The sequence below is a fragment of the Hathewaya proteolytica DSM 3090 genome, assembly GCF_900142225.1.
GTDB classification, from domain to species: Bacteria; Bacillota; Clostridia; order Clostridiales; family Clostridiaceae; genus Hathewaya; species Hathewaya proteolytica.
Map to the genome: position 1 here is coordinate 41,852 of NZ_FRAD01000009.1, position 16,767 is coordinate 58,618.

General features: G+C 33.3%; 20 protein-coding genes. 16 read left to right on the plus strand and 4 right to left on the minus strand.

The window, feature by feature from the left end; genetic code table 11:
• The first annotated feature begins 155 nt into the window (after positions 1-155).
• The 13 genes from BUA73_RS06155 (at position 156) to BUA73_RS06215 (ending at position 11,022) form a co-directional block, all read left to right on the plus strand.
• Positions 156-731, plus strand: a complete 576-nt coding sequence (locus BUA73_RS06155; RefSeq protein WP_072903276.1) for a 5S rRNA E-loop-binding protein — start codon at positions 156-158, stop codon at positions 729-731.
• Between the two features lie 101 nt (positions 732-832).
• Positions 833-1,672, plus strand: coding sequence for a sigma-70 family RNA polymerase sigma factor (locus tag BUA73_RS06160; protein ID WP_072903277.1), 840 nt, complete (start codon positions 833-835; stop codon positions 1,670-1,672).
• 196 nt (positions 1,673-1,868) lie between these two features.
• Positions 1,869-2,708 (plus strand): LysM peptidoglycan-binding domain-containing protein, encoded by an 840-nt coding sequence (locus BUA73_RS06165; protein ID WP_072903278.1) that lies wholly within the window; start codon positions 1,869-1,871, stop codon positions 2,706-2,708.
• A 167-nt stretch (positions 2,709-2,875) separates the two neighbouring features.
• The gene (locus BUA73_RS06170) at positions 2,876-4,000 is read left to right on the plus strand and encodes a radical SAM protein (RefSeq protein ID WP_072903279.1); all 1,125 of its coding nucleotides are present in this window, start codon (positions 2,876-2,878) and stop codon (positions 3,998-4,000) included.
• A gap of 281 nt (positions 4,001-4,281) precedes the next feature.
• On the plus strand, positions 4,282-4,548 hold the full coding sequence (locus tag BUA73_RS06175; RefSeq protein WP_072903280.1) for a CD3324 family protein: 267 nt from the start codon (positions 4,282-4,284) through the stop codon (positions 4,546-4,548).
• A 165-nt stretch (positions 4,549-4,713) separates the two neighbouring features.
• Positions 4,714-5,940 carry an alpha/beta hydrolase-fold protein gene (locus tag BUA73_RS06180; RefSeq protein ID WP_072903281.1) on the plus strand — a complete coding sequence of 409 codons (1,227 nt, stop codon included), beginning with the start codon at positions 4,714-4,716 and terminating at the stop codon, positions 5,938-5,940.
• A gap of 84 nt (positions 5,941-6,024) precedes the next feature.
• Complete coding sequence (locus BUA73_RS06185) at positions 6,025-6,528, plus strand: methylated-DNA--[protein]-cysteine S-methyltransferase (RefSeq protein WP_072903354.1); 504 nt, start codon at positions 6,025-6,027, stop codon at positions 6,526-6,528.
• Positions 6,521-7,186 carry a hypothetical protein gene (locus tag BUA73_RS06190; RefSeq protein ID WP_072903282.1) on the plus strand — a complete coding sequence of 222 codons (666 nt, stop codon included), beginning with the start codon at positions 6,521-6,523 and terminating at the stop codon, positions 7,184-7,186. The genes BUA73_RS06185 and BUA73_RS06190 overlap by 8 nt, the downstream gene beginning before the upstream one ends.
• Before the next feature lie 142 nt (positions 7,187-7,328).
• Positions 7,329-7,964 carry a tetratricopeptide repeat protein gene (locus BUA73_RS06195; RefSeq protein ID WP_084672106.1) on the plus strand — a complete coding sequence of 212 codons (636 nt, stop codon included), beginning with the start codon at positions 7,329-7,331 and terminating at the stop codon, positions 7,962-7,964.
• Between the two features lie 40 nt (positions 7,965-8,004).
• Positions 8,005-8,454, plus strand: coding sequence for an NUDIX hydrolase (locus BUA73_RS06200; protein ID WP_072903283.1), 450 nt, complete (start codon positions 8,005-8,007; stop codon positions 8,452-8,454).
• A 49-nt stretch (positions 8,455-8,503) separates the two neighbouring features.
• On the plus strand, positions 8,504-8,866 hold the full coding sequence (locus BUA73_RS06205; RefSeq protein ID WP_072903284.1) for an MmcQ/YjbR family DNA-binding protein: 363 nt from the start codon (positions 8,504-8,506) through the stop codon (positions 8,864-8,866).
• Between the two features lie 247 nt (positions 8,867-9,113).
• A complete protein-coding gene (locus tag BUA73_RS06210; RefSeq protein ID WP_084672108.1) occupies positions 9,114-9,311 on the plus strand; it encodes a hypothetical protein in 198 nt (65 codons plus the stop codon).
• 16 nt (positions 9,312-9,327) lie between these two features.
• Positions 9,328-11,022 (plus strand): methyl-accepting chemotaxis protein, encoded by a 1,695-nt coding sequence (locus BUA73_RS06215; protein WP_072903285.1) that lies wholly within the window; start codon positions 9,328-9,330, stop codon positions 11,020-11,022.
• Between the two features lie 79 nt (positions 11,023-11,101).
• Here the strand turns inward: BUA73_RS06215 and BUA73_RS06220 are convergent, their stop codons facing one another.
• The 4 genes from BUA73_RS06220 to BUA73_RS06235 form a co-directional block, all read right to left on the minus strand.
• Positions 11,102-11,641 carry a hypothetical protein gene (locus BUA73_RS06220; RefSeq protein WP_072903286.1) on the minus strand — a complete coding sequence of 180 codons (540 nt, stop codon included), beginning with the start codon at positions 11,639-11,641 and terminating at the stop codon, positions 11,102-11,104.
• 112 nt (positions 11,642-11,753) lie between these two features.
• The gene (gene queF / locus BUA73_RS06225) at positions 11,754-12,236 is read right to left on the minus strand and encodes a preQ(1) synthase (RefSeq protein WP_072903287.1); all 483 of its coding nucleotides are present in this window, start codon (positions 12,234-12,236) and stop codon (positions 11,754-11,756) included.
• Position 12,237: 1 nt separating this feature from the next.
• Complete coding sequence (locus BUA73_RS06230) at positions 12,238-12,726, minus strand: QueT transporter family protein (protein ID WP_072903288.1); 489 nt, start codon at positions 12,724-12,726, stop codon at positions 12,238-12,240.
• Positions 12,727-12,901: 175 nt separating this feature from the next.
• Complete coding sequence (locus tag BUA73_RS06235) at positions 12,902-14,296, minus strand: MATE family efflux transporter (protein ID WP_072903289.1); 1,395 nt, start codon at positions 14,294-14,296, stop codon at positions 12,902-12,904.
• Positions 14,297-14,387: 91 nt separating this feature from the next.
• On the opposite strand from BUA73_RS06235, the gene BUA73_RS06240 reads away from it, so the two are divergent.
• From BUA73_RS06240 to BUA73_RS06250, 3 genes are all read left to right on the plus strand, one after another.
• The gene (locus tag BUA73_RS06240; RefSeq protein WP_072903290.1) at positions 14,388-15,218 is read left to right on the plus strand and encodes a MerR family transcriptional regulator; all 831 of its coding nucleotides are present in this window, start codon (positions 14,388-14,390) and stop codon (positions 15,216-15,218) included.
• Between the two features lie 105 nt (positions 15,219-15,323).
• Positions 15,324-15,731 (plus strand): bacteriohemerythrin, encoded by a 408-nt coding sequence (locus BUA73_RS06245; RefSeq protein WP_072903291.1) that lies wholly within the window; start codon positions 15,324-15,326, stop codon positions 15,729-15,731.
• A gap of 130 nt (positions 15,732-15,861) precedes the next feature.
• Positions 15,862-16,707 (plus strand): hypothetical protein, encoded by an 846-nt coding sequence (locus tag BUA73_RS06250; RefSeq protein ID WP_072903292.1) that lies wholly within the window; start codon positions 15,862-15,864, stop codon positions 16,705-16,707.
• The last annotated feature ends 60 nt before the right edge of the window (positions 16,708-16,767 follow it).

Below are 16,767 nucleotides of genomic sequence, written 5' to 3' on the forward strand. Positions count from 1 at the left end.
TGACTTATAACAATATACATGATACACTTATATATAAGAGAACCGTCTAATTTAAAGAAGGGCTTTTGTTGGTTTCATTTTAAAATGAAGCAAATGGAAGTCCTTCTTTTAGTTTTAGGCGAAAAATATTTAATAAAACTACGAGGAGGGTAATTATGGATATTATTACTGTACAAAATCGTAATGAAAATTTAAAAGCAAAACAGTTGAGGAGACAGGGTATTGTGCCTGGCTGTGTTTATGGAGGCAACCTTAAGGAGTCTATTTCCATTCAAATGGGACAGACGACTGCTGATAAATTGCTTAGAGAACTAAGGTTGGGAAGTAAAATCCAGCTTAAGTTAAATGATCAGGTTATTACAACACAAATAAAAGAAAGCACACGATGCTTTGAAAATAACAAATTGGAGCACATCAGCTTTGAAGCTCTAAACCCAGAAACTAAGGTTAACAGTGTAGCACATGTAATCTTGAAAAATGATAGCAAAACTAAGGGAATACTGGATAGACGTCTATTAGAAATCCCATACGCTTCCTTACCTAAGGATATGATTGATACTGTTTCTATAGACTTGGAAGATAAAGAGGTGGGAACGGTTGTAACCGTTGGTGATATTCCCGAATTCGTAAATGATAATATTGAATTACAGGTTGAAAAAGATAGTATTATTTACAAAATTGATGAAAGAAGAAGTTTAGCTTCACAGGATACTGAAGAAGCAGATGAATAACTAGTATAGCAATTAGAGCATGCCAATAGGGCCTTGATTATCAATTTGTTGTAGAATAATCAAGGCTCTGGTTTTATTAATTATAAATTTAGGAGGAATAAATGTTAAAGTCAGATATAGATGATCCTATAAAAATGTATTTGTTGCAAGCTGGCGAAGCTCCTCTTTTAAGTGAGGAGGAAGAATATCAACTTGCAAAGCTAACAGCACAAGGAGATGAGAACGCAAAAAATAAATTAATTTGTTCTAATTTAAGACTGGTAATATGTATAGCAAAAAAGCATGCATCCTATGTACAGTCATTAACATTGCTAGATTTAATACAAGAGGGAAATATGGGTCTTATGAAGGCTGTTGAACGATATGACTATACTTTGGGATATCGTTTTGCTACTTATGCTACATGGTGGATTCGTCAAGCCATCACCAGAGGAATAGCTGACCAGGACCGTACCATACGATTGCCAGTGCATTATAGAGATGATGTGAGGCTTGTTCATAAGGCTTTGCGTAAACTTGATCAAGAGAAAGATGAATTTACAAGTCAAGATGTATCTCGTATTACGGGATTTTCCGTGGAAAAGGTAGATAAGCTTATAATGGACTCTGAAACCGTTGTATCCCTTGAAACACCTATTGGGGATGATAATTCTAGTTTTTTAGGTGAATTTATTGAGGATGAAACCGTGCCATCTCCAGAAGATCAGGTAACGGATATTATGTTAAAAGAGGAAATAAAAAAGCAGTTATCTTTTCTAAACCCTAGAGAAGAAATTGTGGTGAGCATGAGGTTTGGGCTCAATGGATACATACCACATACCTTAGAAGAGGTAGGAAATGAAATAGGCGTTACTAGGGAGAGAATAAGACAAATTGAATCTCGAGCACTGCGCAGACTCCGTACACCAAGTCGCAGAAAATTTCTAGTTGATTTTACATAAACAGAATTCTTAGTTTCACGCGGAGTTTTAAACCCATGTGAAGGTTAGAAGTCGTTACCTAGGGGTTGCCCCTATAGATTCCTGGAATGATTACCCAATATATCCTTTAAAATAATTTGTTTCCTTTAATCTCATATGGAGTTTCAATAACCATCTTTGGTAAAATGGAAACAATACTATTATGAGGAGGATATTTATGAGGAATTCAAAAAACATAAGGGTTTTATTTAGCGCTATGGTAAGTACTTTAATGGTTACTTCATTTCTAAGTATCAATGTACAAGCTTTGGATTACACGGTTCAACAAGGTGATTCTCTTTACAAAATTGGACAAAGATATAACATATCTTATGAGAACATTATGAAAGATAATAACCTTAAATCTACCCTAATATATCCTGGTCAAAAGCTTTATGTCAATGACAATGTAAAAGTTACGTATACTGTGGTGAAAGGCGACTCACTGTACAAAATAGCAAAAAAATACGGAACAACTGTACAAGCTATAAAAAGTCTAAATAATTTAAAAAGTGACATGATATATCCTGGACAAGTTTTTGTTATAAAAGGAAGTAATACACCTTCCACCACTGAAAAGCCAGAAAACAATGTGGTAACTCCTAAACCAGTGGATCCAAATGAAAAATTCACTTCAAAATCAGGTGTAAGCTATACGCAATCGGAGTTAGATCTGCTATCAAGATTAATTAAGGCAGAAGCAGGTGGAGAATCATATAATACTCAATTAGCTGTGGGAGCGGTTGTAATAAACAGGGTAAAAAATGCAGGATTCCCTAATACAATTAAGGATGTAATTTATGAAGTAAGCTACGGTTATTATCAATTTACACCAGTTTTAAATGGTGAAATAAATAAGCCGGGCAATGAGCAATCCTTAAATGCTGCAAAGGAAGCTCTAAATGGAACTGACCCTACTAATGGAGCCTTGTATTTTTTCGATAATACAGTGACAAACAATTGGCTGTTGTCCAAGCCTCGTGCATTAGTAGAGAAAAACATGATATTTGCTTACTAAATATGAAAAGATAAGGTGGCTTATGCTACCTTATTTTTTGCAATTCACTTGATTTTTTAAAACTGTCCTAAAAGTATACCGTTTACTTTTATGAAAGAAGTATATATAATAAAACAATACGAAAGCAAATATGGTCTGCAAGATGACTTTAAATATAGGAGGCAAGAATGAAGATATCAAAAAAGGATGCACTGATGTGGCTAGAATTCTTTGCTATGCTACCAGAGGATGAAGAGCTTATGGTAAAACAGCAAGAAATTGTTTATGCTACCCTTGCACAAATTGAAGAGGCAGTGGAGCGTAGGAATAATGAGTTAATGGCTGAAATAAAAGGTTTGAAGAACTTACAAAATAGAACATTTTTTGTGGGTGAGGATAGCAAATTCTCAAAAGGATGTCGTTCTTGCCTATTGGGAACTGGTTTAGGAGCTATTAGAAAAACCAACAAATGCAATATACAGTGTAAGTTTTGCTATAATTACGGAGAATTAGATGATCTTCCACCCATCGGTGAAGGAATGTGGGAAATCGGTGGCACAAAGTTCTACGAAAGAGATATTGATTTACTGCTTTCCATACACAATAAACCTACTGGAGTTGCCTACGTTTATTTGGAACCATTTATGGAAATTGAAAAATACTATTCTGTAATAAAGAAATTTAAGGATGCAGGTATATACCAGCATATGTACACCAATGGCACCTTAGCTACAGAGGAAAATCTTAAAGCTTTAGGTGAGGCAGGACTTGATGAAATAAGATTTAACCTTGGAGCCAGCAATTGTGCGGACAAGGTTATCGAAAATATAAAAATAGCTAAAAAGTATATTCAAAATGTAGGTATTGAAACTCCAATGACACCGGAGTTTTTTGAAGAGTTTTTCAAGAAAAAACAATTGGTTTTAGATACAAAGTTGGATTTCATTAATTGTGCAGAGCTACATTTGAATGAAAATAACATATACAATTATGAAGGAGAAAAAATGTATATGTCTAGGCAAGGGTATATATCTCCAATTTGGAGCAGGGAACTAACATTGAAATTTATGAAAGTAGCAGACGATGAAAAGTGGGACATAGTAGTTCACGATTGCTCAAATCACACGAAGTTTGCTAGAGATTTAAATTTGAGCAGTAAAGAGGGCAAATGGTTTGGTGCTAGTAATTATGCTTGTGAGTTCTCAAGGATACCATATGAAGCATTTTTGCCAATATTGCGTGATGAAAACTTCAAATTTCTAAGTGAAGAAGATTTACCTAACGGATACAGGCCAGGAGAGATGATTTTTTAGATTAATATAAATTCTGTAACTTATTTACTATATTATGATATAATGTGGTCTAATACTATGAAGCATTTTGGAGGGGAAAATGATAATTATGTGTTCAAATAAAATCTATTTTATGGGTAAACTGGCTTTACACAAAAAACTCTATGCAGAATCAGTCTTATAGACATTGGTGGTAGCTGCATAGAGAATAAGTATAGTTGCCAAAATTCATTCTAATTTAAAGTTCTATTAAGTCTGATTTTGCATCCTTATTTAGTATTTTAATGAGGGAGCGAGTTAGGATGAAATATGTAAATGCTAAGGAAGTATTACCAAGGAAACTGTTAAATGAAATTCAAAAATATATTTCTGGAGAAATGTTATATGTACCTCAGCCAGAGGGTAAGAAAAATACCTGGGGTAGCAAGAGTGGTACACGACAGGAAATTTTTGATAGAAATAAAAAAATTAAATTTGAAAAGAAAAATGGAAAATCTATTGAAGAACTTATGTGTACCTACAATCTTTCCTATGATACTATTAAAAAGATTGTATATACGAAAGAATAAAACTAATGGGAAAGGTAGATTAAAGATAAAGCCTCGCAAATTTTATTTTGCAGAGGCTTTTTTGTGCATAAAAAATATATAGTCATTGTGTACGTTTTATTGTGGTGTATCATGAAGTACAATATGATTGAAAGCAAAACAGAGCTTAATAGGGGAGGATTCATTATGGGAAATAACAGAAATATTATCAGTCCAAGAATAGAACGTTTATGTAATGAGGTAAAAAATAATGGTACTGCAGCATTAGAAAGGTTTTGGAATGAAGTAAGTAAAACTGGTACTCCGCTTATAGAAAGCATAGAAAATGACAAGGAAAATTACTTGGTTACACTACTATGGAGAGAAGAGGAACCCATAGAGAGAATTGCAGCGTTTGGTGAGATGTTTGGATTTGAAAGTTGCAATGCTGAACTTGAAAAGTTGCAAGATACAGATTTATGGTATAGAACTTGGGTGGCAAAAGGTGATACAAAATCATTATATATGTTTATAGTTAATGAAAAGGAAGAGCAAGAATGGGATGAGTTAGATTTTAGGTTAGATCCTTTGAACACTAGTAAATACGTATGTGTAGAAGATGAGAAGAGGGTGGGTGAATATTATATTGTTAAAAAAGAGGAATCTTGTTTTTGTTTACCCAATTACAAAGAAAAAAGTTGGACAATGGAAAGAGAAGATATACCTAAGGGAAATTTAGAATTAATTGATAACTTTCAAAGTAATATCTTGAATAACAAGAGAAGGATATGGGTCTATACACCAGATAGTTACAGCCAAAATTCAGAGCCATTACCATTGGCAGTATTCACTGATGGATGGGAATACCTTCATGTTACAAAAATTATTACTACATTAAATAATCTTATAGCAGATCATGAGATTCCAGCTATATGTGTTGTATTTATTGAAACAAGTGATAATAGGGATAAAGAACTTACTTGTTCAGAGGAATTCCAAAGTTTTGTTATGGGTGAATTATTGCCATGGATGAATCAAAATTACAACATAAGGCAATCAAACAACTTGTTTGCAGGGTTTAGTTATGGTGGGATTACAGCGGCCTTTATAGCTTATAATCATCCGGAGGTATTTTCAAAAGTGTTATGTCAATCCGGTGCTATGTATTGGAATAGTGAAGATGATGAAAGTAAAAAGGGTTGTATATTGGAAACATATAAAAATGGTATAAAAAAACTGATAGATTTTTATATGACCCTTGGAGAATTTGAAAAGAGTTTTGAGGTTCATTATAGTGCTAATAGGGATTTTTATGATATACTAAATAATAAAGGATATAATGCTCAGTATCATGAGTTTTGTGGTGGTCACACTTATACAGATATTGATATGGAATTGGGGACTGGACTCATATATCTTCTTAAGAATAAGTAAATGTATTTTCAAATTATCAGTGAAAATAGTATGTTTATTGCAGTGAAATAAAAAGGGAGTTTGCCAATGTGTGAAGAAAGAGAAATGTATTATTCAACTGTTTATTTATCACCTATTGGAATGTTAACTTTAGTAAGTCATAAGGAAAAACTTATTGGTTTATGGATAGAAGGACAAAAACATTCTGCTATTACTGTATTGGGTAAAATCATGCATAAGGATGATGTGCCAGTGTTAGAAAAATCAAAAGCTTGGCTAAAACGGTACTTTCTTGGAGAAAATCCAAAAATCTCGGAACTTTCACTATCACCTATAGGAAGCAAGTTCCGTCAAGAAGTGTGGCAAATTTTGTGTGAAATTCCCTATGGAGAAGTAACTACCTACGGAGCCATTGCAAAAATAATGGCTTTTCGTATGGGAAAAGAAAAAATGTCAGCACAGGCTATTGGCGGTGCTGTAGCACATAACCCCATCCCCATTATCATACCATGTCATCGAGTTATAGGGGCTAATGGAAGTCTCACAGGTTATTCAGGGGGAATAGATAAGAAAGTAAGTTTATTAAAACTGGAGGGATATGATGTATAGAATAGAGAAAATAAACATAAGCAATTTGACAAACCATGAAGTTGATGAATTATATGGAACTTATGAGTATATAGTAAATAAGTACAAGCTACTACGTCGATTTAGGAATAGTAAAGAATATACAGAATCATTTTTACAAACATTTTGTGACCATGACAAAGTATTGTACATTACTAGGAATGAATCTTTAATATGTGGTATGTTGCAATGGGTTAAATCTGCTGATTGGAACGGAAAAGAGTTGTACAAATTGACTATATATTTATGTGATTCAGTAATTAGCCGAGCTTTATTATTGTGCTTAGATGAATTTATTCAGAAAAAGACAAAGCAGTATGGAAAATTTGCTATAGTTACTTACAATGATGAGTTGAAAAATATTATGGAGGATATGACAGATGCACGAGAAGAGGGTTATGTAAAATACATTATAACGCCTGATAAACAAAGAAAGTTTAACGAATCAAACAAGAAGACTAATATTACCCATCATTGTTATATGATTTTTAATGATTGTAGTGAAATGGTAGCAAAATCAAATGTGTCGGTAAATAACAATGATCCTAGGTTCCCATATCAATTTATGATTGGGGTTAAAAAAACGATAGAGGTAGAAACTTGGGAAAATGGCTTTATGCATCTATGTATAAAAAGTTAGTGGAGGATGTAGAGTTTGAGAAAACCATAGTATATCATCATGTAGAGAATCATCATGCTATAAATATTAGCAAATGGATTGGATATAAATTTAATTATCTAGAGACAACATATATAGTAACGAATGACCATGGGAGAATAGAATGAAAAAAATAGATGAAATGTTAATAGAGGCTTTCTTATTATTTGATGAAGGAAAGAAGGAAGCGTCATTAGATGAATTTAACAAAATAAAAGCTTTAATAACTGATAAACAATCAGAGGAATACTCAAAATATCTAATGAATGTGGGTTATGTGTATACAGGGTTAAATATGTTTAAGGAAGCAATAGATGCCTATGAAGAGTTGCTAGGACTATCTCAAAATAGAGAGGACGAGCATATAGCATTACACCAACTAGGTATGGTTCAACGTGAGGCTGAAAACTATGAGACGGCTTTAGTGTATTTTGATAAAGAAAAAGATATTATTGAAAAGGAATTTTCTCGTGATTATTTAAAATTATCTATTAATACTTATGAGCAAGGATATGTACGATTTAAGTTAGGAAAGTTTCAAGAGGCATTACAGTGGTTAGAAATGTCTTTAAAAAATGCACTACAGTGTGATGATTTCATTGCAAGGGCTTGTGCCTACAGAGGAATAGGAGAAGTATATGCGGCCCAAGGACAGCAGGAAAAAGCTTTGGACAATTTTAGACAATCAAAAGAAAACTTTATAAATGCAGAAGATAATATAGGCGCAGAGGAAGTTCATGAGTTAATTAGTCAATTATAGTTTGAAATTAATCAATATATGTCGAAAGTAGGTGAAGAAAATGGACTATGTAAAATATATCCGAGAGAAAGTGGGGCATGAACCCATAAATCTCACAGGAGTAAATGTTTTGATCATCAATGAAAATAATGAACTTCTTTTACAAAACAGAGGTACTTTTCCAAAAGTATGGGGATTAGTGGGAGGCGTTACGGAGCTAGGTGAATCGCTTGAGGAAACAGCCAAGAGGGAGGCAAAAGAGGAGACAGGCCTCCATATAGAAGAAGTAAGTTTGTTAGGAACGACTTCAGGTAAAAAATGTTTTATGAAATTTCCACATGGAGATGAAGCATATTTTATTACCATTGGATATATTGTAAAAAAATATAGCGGTGAGTTATTAGTGGATGGGGTAGAAACAAAAGAATTGAGGTTTTTTTCTTACGAAAACTTGCCCAATAACATCCCCAAAAGCCATATGGAATTTATTGAGAAGTATTACAAGAGTTAATGTACAAATATAAAAAAGTTGATATTATTCAATAAAGGGGAAATGTAGAATGAAGTACCAATGGATTGATGAATATTGCCTTTCAAAAAAAGGTGTGGAGAAAGATTTTAAAGTAGAGTGGAATGTAACAAGGTATCGTATTGGAGAAAAAATGTTTGCTATGCAAGGTGGAGATAAATATAATAAAAGTATTATTACTTTGAAGTGTGAGCCATCTTTTGGGCGAGCTTTAAGAGAACAGAATGAAAATATTGTACCAGGTTATTATATGAATAAAGAGCATTGGAACTCTGTATATTTAGATGGAGATGTACCGGATGATATTTTAAAACAAATGATAGACATGTCATACGAATTGGTATTAAATTCTTTAAGTAAAAAATGTAGAGAGAATTTATTGAATAGTAAATAATTACAAGGAACATAGTCATGACAAGTTAATAGCTTGTCTTTTTTATGCACTTTTCAAAAAACACAAGTAATATATGGTTAAAAACAGCATGAAAAATAAAATAATACTTAAAAATACAAAAAAACACTTAAGAAATAAGAAAATAGTACGAAAAATTGATATAGCCATTATACACAATTAAGGGTTGACCACGAACAATGAAATTAGTAGTATTATTTAGAAAATTTATAAAACTGGAGGGGTAAAAGTGATAACAGGGAATATGAGTTTATTAGACATTGTAGCCAAATATCCCAAAACAGAAGAAGTTTTTCATGAATACGATGCTATTCTAGGTAAATGTTTATTATGCACAAATCTTTTTGATTCAATAGAGGACATAGTAAAAGAGTACAAACTGAATTCGGATGAATTATTACAGAATTTAAATAAAAATATATCATAGCTGAAGGAGAATTAAAATGAAGATTAAGTGGAAAATTGTATTGTCATCAGTTGGCATAATTTTATTGTTAACATCAACTATTCTTATATTTACCAGTTCAAGGGTAGAAAATCTTTTTTTCACAAAAGGTAATGAAGAGTTGCAGAATTATTCTAATATGGGTTTACAGTTGTTAAATAATGTTTATGATGGAGAATGGTCCAGTAGTGATGGTAAGTTATATAAAGGAAAGATAGAAATCAATGAAAACTACGATTTAATAGATGAGTTTACAAAGGGAACTGACGTATTGGTAACAGTATTTCGGGATGATACTAGAGTTGCAACTAACGTGAAGGACAAAAGTGGAAAGAGAATGATTGGAACTCGTGCTTCAGATGAAGTGGTTGAAAAAGTTCTTAAAAAAGGTGATACCTACTCTGGGACGGCAGATATTTTAGGAAAGTCAGCTCAGACGTATTACATACCCATAAAAGATAAATCTGGCACAATTATTGGTATGTGGTTTGTAGGGATATATACGGATGTGGTTTCACAAAAAATTAATGGTACTATGCTAATGATTTTAATATTGGCGGGTGTACTATTGGCTGTTAGCATTGTTGTTTCATTCTTTATTGGACATGCTATTGCGAAGGGAATTAAACTGATTCAAGAGAGGCTACTACTCATGGAGGAGGGGAAGTTTAACTTTGACTTTGAAGAGAAGCTTTTAAAGCGAAGGGATGAGGTTGGAATTATTGCTCGTTCCGCGCAAAATATGCAGAAGAAGATTTCAGATATCATGAAAGGTATTCAATTAGAAGCGGAAAACGTAAAAGACATTGCAAATATGACTTTTAAAAGCGTAGAAGAAGTTCATAGCAGCATGGAAGATATTTCTGCAACCACAGAGGAGTTATCAGCGGGAATGGAAGAGACTTCGGCTTCTACAGAAGAACTGAATGCTTCCACCTATGAAATAGAATCAGAAGTTTCAAATATGAAAGAGAGAACAGTACATGGAGAGAATATTGTTGTTGAAATAAAGCAACGTGCAGGAAAATTGAAAAGTGAAACTTCTATATCTCACCAAAATGCCATAGAGCTATATGATAAAACTAATATTCAATTAAGAGAATCCATAAAACGTACAGAGGCCATTGAAGAGATTAAAGAGCTGTCACAGACAATACTGCAAATTACTTCTCAAACTAATCTTCTAGCACTTAACGCTGCCATTGAAGCGGCTAGAGCTGGTGAGGCAGGCAGGGGATTTGCTGTGGTAGCAGATGAAATTAGGGTACTGGCTGAGAACTCTAAAAATGCAGTGTCTAGAATTAACGAAATAACTTATAATGTATCAGATGCCGTAGAAAGTGTGGTAAAGGATTCTAAATCTTTATTAGAGTTTGTGGACAATCAAGTCCTTACTGATTACAATGCATTTGTCAACACAATTAAGCAATATGATCAAGATGCAGATATGGTTCGTGAAGTTGTTACAGAGATTAATTCCATTGCAGAGCAGTTGTATCACACAATACAACAGATGAGACAAGCTATAAATGAAATAACAACAGCATCTTCAGAGGGAGCAGAAGGCACCACAGACATAGCCACAAAGACAACAGATATTGCATCTAAAACTGATGATGTGTTAAATCAAACAAAGGAAAATGAAAAAAGTGCAGTAAAACTAGATGAAATGGTTGGATTCTTCCAATTGTAGAATTGAGATAAATAAAAGTAAAGTCAAATTAGAGTAAAAATAAAGGGAGTGCCACTAATTTAGGTAACTCCCTTTTTATTTAAGCTAGTCCTGCTTGTTGTAATACTTGTAACACTATATCGTTTTTATCTGGAGTAGCTTCTGGACTTCCATAGCGTTTAGTGAGGTATGTTGATTTAATATCTTCCGTTTTTGTGATGGTTTTTGAGTCTTCCTTCTTTTTCTTGTCATCATCCTCAAAGATATAATCAAGAAGTGTTTTTTGACATCCACGTTTAAGTCGTTTTTCTTCTGGGCTCAATTCGCATTCAAAACGTTGTCCATCTATGACAACCCATCGTTTATCCATATCAACTCCGAATTCTGAGGGTTTATTTGGTCCATTAACAGCAGCATATAGTATTTGATTGTAGTTATTCCTATCAATGTGTATGGTGGTGGCAATGGCCGTTCCTTTATCCAATGGAAGATTATTCATACCAATACTATATTTTGGATTTGAAGGTATATATGTGTCAGATTTTAAGTCCCTATCAGTTGAAAGCTTAGAGTCATTTTTTTGTGAGGTATGTAATAAATGTGATTGAGAGTATCCATGGTTTAATGAGCTAATTTTCATACGAAGGTCTCCTTTCTATAACTTGTATCTATACATATATATCGAAGAATGTATAAAGAAATAAAGATGGTTTTAATAATTACATAAAAATATCATGAATAAGAGGTAAGCTTTATCTGTTGTCAACTTTTTCTGGGTAGATATCGTGATTGGCCAACCTATTGAAAGCAATAGATTCCCATGGAGTTCCTGGCTTGCCGTAATTGCAGTAAGGATCTATGGAAATTCCGCCTCTAGGTGTAAATTTACCCCATACTTCTATATATTTTGGATCCATAAGTTTAATAAGATCCTTCATTATAATATTCATGCAATCTTCATGGAAATCCCCATGATTTCTAAAGCTAAATAAGTATAACTTTAAAGATTTGCTTTCCACCATTTTAAGATCTGGAACGTATGATATGTAAATAGTTGCGAAATCCGGTTGTGATGTGATGGGGCATAAACTTGTGAATTCAGGGCAGTTGAATTTAACAAAGTAATCATTATGTGGGTGCTTATTATCGAAGGTCTCCAAAACTTCTGGAGTGTATCCAAAACTGTATTTAATGTCTTCATTTCCAAGTAGGTTTAAATTTAAATCTTTTCTCACCTTAATTCTCTCCTATCTTATTTTTTAGTAGATTGACAAGAAGTACTCCCAATATTCCGGGAATCACTTGTCCTAAACAAAGGCTGAAGGCTAAAGTCCAATAGGGAACATTTAGTATGGATGATAACCAAAGGGGTACCATAAGCCCAGGAATAAAAGTAATTGGCAAAGCTATTAACAATGTGGATAACTTGTACCTTCTTATTCCATAGACAAGTAGTGAGGTTAAAAATCCTGCAGCAAATCCGCCGAATATGTCGAAGAAACCTAAACTCCCTAAAATCATATTAGACAATAAATTCGAAAGTCCCAAAGGTAAAACTAGGAATGGAAATAGATAGGCTAGTGCATAGATTGATGTTGCTACGCGAACTTGAACAGCTCCAAATGCAAAGCTTTGTGTAAGAGTCATGACTACCACATATAAAGCAATTACTATGGCAGATATAGTGATTTTTTTTGTTTTTGATGTTGCACTCTTAATTTCCATAATATCACCTCCAAAATAAAAAAAGGCGGAATGAATCCACCTTATTAAAACATAGAATATTACCTTCTATTTTTTCCTAGTTTTATTTATAGACAGGATGGTTACGAACTGTCTTTTATGAAGTTTTCAGTAAAAGTATACAGTATAAAGTTAGATAAATCAACAAAAATGATTTTTACATCTCCTGTGCAAATTTGATTTTCCAAGAACCCCGGACAAAACGTATGAAAAGGACAGTAAATCTAAACATGTTGTCTGCCACCATGCATGCCCACACAGCATTAAGTCCTAAGTGGAATACATTTATACATATTAATGTAGATAATATTCTAACTCCCCACATAGATACTATTGATAATATTACTGGAGTTCTTGTGTCGCCTATGCCATTGAAAATGCCCTCTAAAATAATAAGTGCTCCAAACATTGGTTCTGAAATTGCTACAATGCGAAGTACAGTGGAACCCATTCTAATAACTTCAGGGTCATTTATGAAAATAGACATCATGGTATCAGGGAACATGAATAAAAGAGCACCTGTAATGGTCATAATTGTAACAGCAATGATCATGATGGTTACCGATACATCGTGGAGTTTTTTCTCATCCTTTTCACCAAGCGCATTTCCAGCCAAGGTTGAAGCTGCTGTTTGTATACCGTATCCCGGAATATAAAAGGCTTCCTCAGCAGTTAATGCTATGGAGTGAGCAGCAAAAGCTAATGTGCCAAGTTTTGTAACGAGGGAGGCGAAAACTACGTGCCCTAGGCAAGTAACAACACGCTCTATTGTAATAGGGAATCCTACCTTAATACATCTTTTCATAATTGGCTTATTCAGCCTTATTTTTTCACCCCTTGGTGAAACTAGTTTATTCTTATACAGTGCAAAAAACATTAGTGAGCCACTGACACAATAGGAAATTGCTGCAGCTATGGCAGAACCAGCTACACCAAGGCCTGCCCCGTGTGTAGTGATTTTTAATGGACCTATGTTTATTGTCTGATTTCCGTATATTAAGAAGAAGTTTAGGGCTATGTTGACAATATTCATTACCAAGTTAACCACCATAGGTGTCTTCATATCACCAGTGGCCCTAAGAACGGCTCCGAAGATTATTGTTGCGGTACGGAATATCATTGGTAAGCATATTATAGCAAAATAAACTGAAGCATCTCTCTGAATTTCAGGATCAGCTCCTAGCCATTTAGGTAAAAATGGGCTTATAGCCAATGTGATGATACCCATAACTACACCTAAAATTGTAGCTATTATTATGGACTGACTTGCTGCAGCCTTTGCCTTATTTATTTCTTTTGAACCAATAAAAAAGGAAATACAAGCTAGTACACCAACTCCCATGGCAAAGGAAGGGCTATTTATAAGCCAGTTTACTGTGGTGGTTAGCCCTACTGAGGCGGAGGCATTTGCTCCTAACTGACCTACCATGGCAGAACTTACATATATTACGGCAGTTTGAAGTGCTTGTTCCACTATTGAGGGCCATGCTAAGGCACAGATGAGCTTTATCATCTCTGTTCGTTGTTTTAGATTAGTTTTAGTGTTTAACATATTTATCTCCGTTTATTTATATTATATATTATTTCTCTAAATGATATAATAAGGTGTATAGTAACTATATAGTCAAGAGGAGGGATGAGAAATGAACAATAAAATTTATTTAACTACCGGTGAGCTAGCAAATATGTTAGGTATTAAAAAACAAACTTTGGTTTATTATGATAATATAGGATTAATTTCTCCAGCAAAGCGAGATGAGAAAAATTACAGGTATTATACTTTAGAACAAGCTGATGAATTAGATTCAATTTTAACATTTAGAAATTTAGGTGTTCCCATAGATACATTAAAGGAATACTTAACGGTGAGGAATGTTCAAGGCTGCATTGAAATGCTGAAAAAACAAAAGGAACAATACGACATAGAAATACAAAGACTGGACAAGATAAGAAAAAAGATTGAGAAGCGTTCCAGTTTGTTAGAAGAGGTACTTAGGGTGGAAAATTTTGAAAAGGTAGATTTCATAGAAGAATTTAGCGAGATGTACATGGTAGAACCTTATGTAAATAAGGACGAAAAAACTTGCATGAATAGCTTCATATCAATATGTAATCGTTCAAAGGAACTTCAAATAGACTTTGAAAATCCTATCTGTGAGATAATATCCAAAGAGTCACTTAAAAATGGGGACTATAAGAGTACAAGCTTTTTGGGAATAAAGGTACCCGAAGGTTTTCACGGTATAGTTGATAAAAGTTTTGAAAAGCCCAGGGGAACTTATGCTTCTACATACCATAAGGGACCCTACGATACAATAAAATCATCCTATGAAAGGTTGATAAAAACTATTAAAAATAATGGTTACGAGGTATGTGGACATGCGTATGAAACTGATTTACTGAGTATACTTACTAGCTCTAATAGTGAAGAGTATGTAAGGCGTATATCCATACAGGTATGCAAAGCACAGTAAATTTCAAAGTGTGGACAAGGTTACGAATTTAAGGCTATAATAGTAAATATAGCAATGAAATTAATTGCTGAAAAGAATGATTTATAAAAAACGGAGGAGAGAAATATGGCTTTCATATGGAGTAAAGAACTTGAGACAGGAAACACACAAATTGATGGAGAACACAAGCAACTGATCCAAGCAATAAATGATCTTTTAGCTGCATGTTCTTCTGGAAAAGGAAGAAGTGAGATTGAACATACTGTAGATTTTTTAAATCAATATACAAAAACACACTTTGCTCATGAACAGGTATTGCAGATAAAATCTAAATATCCAGACTTCGTAAATCATAAAAGGTACCATGATGAATTTATTAAAGTTGTGGACAACATCACTGGGCGTCTTAAAACAGAGGGTGCAACAGTTCAATTAGTGGCAGAAATCAATAAGCAATTAGGTAATTGGCTAGTAAACCATATAAAGCGTGAAGATACTAAAGTTGCTAAGCATATTAAGGAACAAAATAAATAGTAATTTTAAAGTAATTTATGAACAATGGGAAAATTTATAGAATGTAAACGATTTTTAATTGTTTTTAAATAAAACCTGCACTAAAATATAGTAAAAGGTACGATTAGTACTATATTTTAGGAGGGAAACTATGAAAAGTAAATTATTATCTTTATTTCTTTCAGCTTTTGTTGTCATAGGTACAATGTTTTTTTTAACTAAACCTGCTAGCGCTGTTACTGCAGAAGACATCTATTATAAGAATGCCTTTGATGTTACAGCTAATGTTGTTGGATACAATTTAAAAGAACAGTGGCAGTTATCAGAGTTGCAGCAAATGATAAGTGATGCTAGAATAAAAATTAAAAAGTTAAATCCAAAATCTGATGCAATCCCTGTATTTAGTCAATTATTGGATGAACGTCAGCAAGAGGTTTTTGTGCTGTTAAAAAAACGGGTAGATAACCTTTCTATGGTGAATGAACCATATATATGCTACTATCAATATGAACTTGATGAGATAAGAACTATAATGAATGAAATAATCAAGATATGTGACAAATATCCTACTGATATTCTTGAAAAAGTTGAACAATATCAAGAAGAAAAGATCCAGAAAGCTTTAGAAGTTTTTAACCTTTGCAAAGCTAACCCTACTGAAGATAATATAAACTATGCTTCATGTGCAATATATGATTTATCCAACATCAATGAAAATCATCCTAAAAAAGCTTTTGTTGATAATTTACTTGTTGAATTTCAAAAAATACAAGAAGAATTCTACTCAAATACAAATAATAATATTAAGGAAATTTTAAAAGGTGTTTTGGATAATCCAATACTTCGAGAGGAGTTCGGGAAATACTTTGATAAAGATACCATGGGAAAACTTGCTGGTTCCTTAGAAGAAATAAAGAAATTCATAGATGACCACGACGTAGAATATATAATGGACCTAATTGAAAAAATTGAGATGAACCATTTCATCATGAAATAAATAAGTTAATAAAACAACACTGTTTAAGGTAATAACCTAAGGCAGTGTTGTTTTTTTGAA

What these genes read in the sequence shown, in the direction of transcription:
- BUA73_RS06155 (WP_072903276.1), top strand. Translation starts at nt 156, where the DNA reads ATGGATATTATTACTGTACAAAATCGTAATGAAAATTTAAAAGCAAAA.
- BUA73_RS06160 (WP_072903277.1), top strand. Translation starts at nt 833, where the DNA reads ATGTTAAAGTCAGATATAGATGATCCTATAAAAATGTATTTGTTGCAA.
- BUA73_RS06165 (WP_072903278.1), top strand. Translation starts at nt 1,869, where the DNA reads ATGAGGAATTCAAAAAACATAAGGGTTTTATTTAGCGCTATGGTAAGT.
- BUA73_RS06170 (WP_072903279.1), top strand. Translation starts at nt 2,876, where the DNA reads ATGAAGATATCAAAAAAGGATGCACTGATGTGGCTAGAATTCTTTGCT.
- BUA73_RS06175 (WP_072903280.1), top strand. Translation starts at nt 4,282, where the DNA reads ATGAAATATGTAAATGCTAAGGAAGTATTACCAAGGAAACTGTTAAAT.
- BUA73_RS06180 (WP_072903281.1), top strand. Translation starts at nt 4,714, where the DNA reads ATGGGAAATAACAGAAATATTATCAGTCCAAGAATAGAACGTTTATGT.
- BUA73_RS06185 (WP_072903354.1), top strand. Translation starts at nt 6,025, where the DNA reads ATGTATTATTCAACTGTTTATTTATCACCTATTGGAATGTTAACTTTA.
- BUA73_RS06190 (WP_072903282.1), top strand. Translation starts at nt 6,521, where the DNA reads ATGTATAGAATAGAGAAAATAAACATAAGCAATTTGACAAACCATGAA.
- BUA73_RS06195 (WP_084672106.1), top strand. Translation starts at nt 7,329, where the DNA reads ATGAAAAAAATAGATGAAATGTTAATAGAGGCTTTCTTATTATTTGAT.
- BUA73_RS06200 (WP_072903283.1), top strand. Translation starts at nt 8,005, where the DNA reads ATGGACTATGTAAAATATATCCGAGAGAAAGTGGGGCATGAACCCATA.
- BUA73_RS06205 (WP_072903284.1), top strand. Translation starts at nt 8,504, where the DNA reads ATGAAGTACCAATGGATTGATGAATATTGCCTTTCAAAAAAAGGTGTG.
- BUA73_RS06215 (WP_072903285.1), top strand. Translation starts at nt 9,328, where the DNA reads ATGAAGATTAAGTGGAAAATTGTATTGTCATCAGTTGGCATAATTTTA.
- BUA73_RS06220 (WP_072903286.1), bottom strand. Translation starts at nt 11,641, where the DNA reads ATGAAAATTAGCTCATTAAACCATGGATACTCTCAATCACATTTATTA.
- BUA73_RS06230 (WP_072903288.1), bottom strand. Translation starts at nt 12,726, where the DNA reads ATGGAAATTAAGAGTGCAACATCAAAAACAAAAAAAATCACTATATCT.
- BUA73_RS06235 (WP_072903289.1), bottom strand. Translation starts at nt 14,296, where the DNA reads ATGTTAAACACTAAAACTAATCTAAAACAACGAACAGAGATGATAAAG.
- BUA73_RS06240 (WP_072903290.1), top strand. Translation starts at nt 14,388, where the DNA reads ATGAACAATAAAATTTATTTAACTACCGGTGAGCTAGCAAATATGTTA.
- BUA73_RS06245 (WP_072903291.1), top strand. Translation starts at nt 15,324, where the DNA reads ATGGCTTTCATATGGAGTAAAGAACTTGAGACAGGAAACACACAAATT.
- BUA73_RS06250 (WP_072903292.1), top strand. Translation starts at nt 15,862, where the DNA reads ATGAAAAGTAAATTATTATCTTTATTTCTTTCAGCTTTTGTTGTCATA.